The organism is Roseovarius sp. MBR-78 (genome assembly GCF_040547535.1).
GTDB lineage: Bacteria > Pseudomonadota > Alphaproteobacteria > Rhodobacterales > Rhodobacteraceae > Roseovarius.
Genome location: NZ_JBEPPX010000070.1, coordinates 1 through 2,895 on the forward strand (window position 1 = coordinate 1; position 2,895 = coordinate 2,895).

Sequence of the window (2,895 nt, forward strand, 5' to 3'; positions counted from 1 at the left end):
CGACAGGTCATCATCCACCTCTTGCGATTGCAGAACCGTTTCGAGATGACCACGCAGGGTTCGCGCGGGGTGCCGCTCCGGCACGCTCTCCAGCAATTCGCGGTGCTCGGCCAGCATCTGCGCCAACAAGCCGGACAGCAGCGCTTTCTTTGTCGGGTAATTGTAAAGCAAGCCGCCCTTGCTCAGGCCGGCCTCCTTCGCGACCGCCTCGATCGTGATCCTGCCCGCGCCTTCACGCGTGGCAATCGCACGCGCCGCTGCAAGTATCCTGCGCGAGGCGTTTCTGCATTCTGAAGGGCGCGTGGGCGTGCTCAAACTATACCGTCCGGTCGGTTTATGTTACGTGGGAGGTAGTCTGTGGGTCGGTCCGGGTCAAGAATTCAATCTCATCTGATCCGGCACGGCGCTCGATAGCGCCCGCAGAAGTACGAGAAGGCAATCCATTGACCACGCCACTTCAAGAGGCATCGCGTCCGCCATATGCCCCCAAAAACGCATCAACCGCCCGTCTTGAGTGCTCAGACACATCGATAGGCTGATCGACGGCCAGCAATTGCGGCATGATAACGCCAGATACAGAGAGATGAATAAATTGAGCAGAGGCGTTTTGAACGTTTTTCACGTCCAGTGATTTCATCTCATGCAAGTCCTTGAGGATTTTCGCGACGATCCTGATGGCACGCCTCGGGCCTGCGCCCATGTATATTTCACCTGCCTCCGGCAGAACCGAAACCGCGCCGATGCAAACGCGCAGGAGGCGAATATAGTCATCATCCATGACCAACCCGATCATGCGCCGAGAGAGTTCTTCCAGCACGCTCCGCGCATCGTTCTGGCTTGAAAGCGGACGGCAGATTTCCTCCGAAAGGCTGTCGCACTCGGCTTCCAAGACGCTCAAGAAAAGTTTGTCCTTACTTGGGAAATGCGCATAGAGGGTCGTCTTCGAAACCTTGGCTTCTTCGGCAATCGCATCGACGCTGGCACCTTCAAAACCGCACTTCAGGAATACCTCTCTGGCTCCTTTCAGCACATCGGCCACTTTACTTTCCCGCATGGCGATCACCTGATTCCAAAACGTGATATCGAATGCACGGCGCAACCTGTCTGACCGCGCTCACAGGCAGAAGCCGGGTGGCGCAGCCTAACTCACAAACGCGAGTTTGGTGAAGCGGCCCCGCCCAAGTCATCACCTTCAAATACCCCCTCGGTCTTCCATCGTTCCGCGATCTCGCCCATTGCGTCGAGAACGCCGCGCAGGTCGTTGCCGCGCGGCGTCAGGCCATAGGTGACCGCAGGCGGGATCGTCTCGGCCTGTTCGCGCCAGACGACCCCGGCGCGCTGAAGCATCCGCAGCCGCTCGGTCAGCATTCGGGTCGATATTCCCGGCACGGCGCGTTTCAGAACCCCGAATCTTTGTGGCCCCTGATCGCTCAGCACCCAGATGATGTGGGTTGTCCACGGTCCCATGAGCAGACGCAGGATCGAATCCATCGGGCATTGTGGCGGCGTTCTGGGCATGGGATCGGCTCGATTTTATAGTTACTTTTTCGTCCCTACTTTAAATAACGACACAACTCAACTACTCCTTATCCATACAACGAAAGGCAAGGTCTCGAATGGCCTGACCGGTGAGGATGATGCAACATGACCCGTATGCCCACGATGTTCATTCCCCATGGCGGCGGCCCGTGTTTCTTCATGGACTGGAATCCGCCCGATGAATGGGACCGGCACCGGAAATTCCTGGAGGATCTGCCTGCCACATTGCCCGAACGTCCCCGCGCGCTTCTGGTGATTTCGGGCCACTGGGAGGAACCCGCCTTCACCGTGCAAACCAATCCCGCGCCACCGCTTCTGTTCGATTACCGCGGCTTTCCACCGCACACTTATGAATTAACGTGGCCCGCCCCCGGCGATCTGGCGCTGGCAGACAGGGTGCATGAGCTGACCCGCGCCGCCGGGTTTGCCGCTGCGAAGGATGCCACGCGCGGGTTTGACCACGGCGTTTTCGTGCCGCTCAAGGTCGCCTTTCCCGATGCCGACATTCCCTGTGTCCAGCTTTCGGTTGCCAGCGATCTCGACCCCGCGCGCCACATTGCGCTTGGCCGTGCCCTGGCCCCCCTGCGCGACGAGGGCGTGCTGATCCTCGGCAGCGGCAACACCTATCACAACATGTCCGTGCTGATGCAGAGCCTGCGTGGCGGGGCGCGAGACGACATCGTTGGCGGCGCGTTCGATGCCTGGCTGACCGAGGCCGTGACCTGCCCCGATCCCGAGGAACGCAACCGCAGGCTTGCGCGCTGGTCCGATGCCCCGGGCGGCCGCGAGGCCCATCCGCGCGAAGAGCACCTGATCCCGCTGCACGTTGTGGCGGGCGCAGCAGGCGCGGACATTGGGCGCAAGACGCTAGAAGACCCCGTTATGGGCGCTGTCGAAAGCGCCTTTCGGTTCGGTTGAGTTGAAAAGACACGAAAGGAGCACCACGAAAAATGCCCGACATCACCGGACCCAAGCCGGTCAGCCCTGCCAAGATCGCCGGCAGGGAAATTCCCCATGTCCCGACCATGCGCGCCGCCCTGGTAAAGGCGATGAAGGAACACGACCTGCCGGAGGCGATACCGTGCTGAAGATACCGCCGCGCGAGGGGCCTAGGCCTGCGACCACGCCTTGTGCCCCGCATACCCAGATTTCCCAGAACCCGGATGCCGCAACGGTTCGGGCGTTCAGGGAACGGGCCTTTGATTTTCCCTTTGTCATCCGCCAGCCCTCGATGATCTCGGTGCCGGGCGCAGAGGCGCTCTGCCTCGAACACGGGCGCGGCTGCGGCTGCCGCGAGGCGTTCATGATCGGCACCGAGTTCGCCCATGTCCATCCGCCGCAGGACGGTAGCCTGCA

The 2,895-nt window shown here is 60.9% G+C and carries 5 protein-coding genes and 1 pseudogene; 3 read left to right on the plus strand and 3 right to left on the minus strand.

Features of this window, described 5'->3' with window-relative positions:
- The 3 genes from ABIE58_RS20140 to ABIE58_RS20150 all read right to left on the minus strand — a co-directional run.
- A partial coding sequence (locus tag ABIE58_RS20140; RefSeq protein ID WP_354546396.1) for a TetR/AcrR family transcriptional regulator occupies positions 1-315 on the minus strand: 315 nt, incomplete at its 3' end.
- Between the two features lie 142 nt (positions 316-457).
- Positions 458-1,039: a TetR/AcrR family transcriptional regulator gene (locus tag ABIE58_RS20145; RefSeq protein WP_354546397.1), complete on the minus strand. Its 582-nt coding sequence runs from the start codon at positions 1,037-1,039 to the stop codon at positions 458-460.
- 107 nt (positions 1,040-1,146) lie between these two features.
- On the minus strand, positions 1,147-1,491 hold the full coding sequence (locus ABIE58_RS20150; RefSeq protein WP_036050126.1) for a winged helix-turn-helix transcriptional regulator: 345 nt from the start codon (positions 1,489-1,491) through the stop codon (positions 1,147-1,149).
- Positions 1,492-1,644: 153 nt separating this feature from the next.
- Between ABIE58_RS20150 and ABIE58_RS20155 the strand changes: the two genes are divergently transcribed.
- The 3 genes and pseudogenes from ABIE58_RS20155 to ABIE58_RS20165 form a co-directional block, all read left to right on the plus strand.
- Positions 1,645-2,457: a DODA-type extradiol aromatic ring-opening family dioxygenase gene (locus ABIE58_RS20155; protein WP_027263659.1), complete on the plus strand. Its 813-nt coding sequence runs from the start codon at positions 1,645-1,647 to the stop codon at positions 2,455-2,457.
- Between the two features lie 32 nt (positions 2,458-2,489).
- On the plus strand, positions 2,490-2,627 hold the full coding sequence (locus tag ABIE58_RS20160) for a hypothetical protein (protein ID WP_009820029.1): 138 nt from the start codon (positions 2,490-2,492) through the stop codon (positions 2,625-2,627).
- A pseudogene (locus ABIE58_RS20165) lies at positions 2,621-2,895 on the plus strand (hypothetical protein); the annotation flags it as partial. The gene ABIE58_RS20160 and the pseudogene ABIE58_RS20165, both read left to right, overlap by 7 nt.

Bases quoted from the DNA above. Each gene is read 5' to 3' on its own strand.
- ABIE58_RS20155 (WP_027263659.1), top strand. From the start codon at position 1,645: ATGACCCGTATGCCCACGATGTTCATTCCCCATGGCGGCGGCCCGTGT.
- ABIE58_RS20150 (WP_036050126.1), bottom strand. From the start codon at position 1,491: ATGGATTCGATCCTGCGTCTGCTCATGGGACCGTGGACAACCCACATC.
- ABIE58_RS20160 (WP_009820029.1), top strand. From the start codon at position 2,490: ATGCCCGACATCACCGGACCCAAGCCGGTCAGCCCTGCCAAGATCGCC.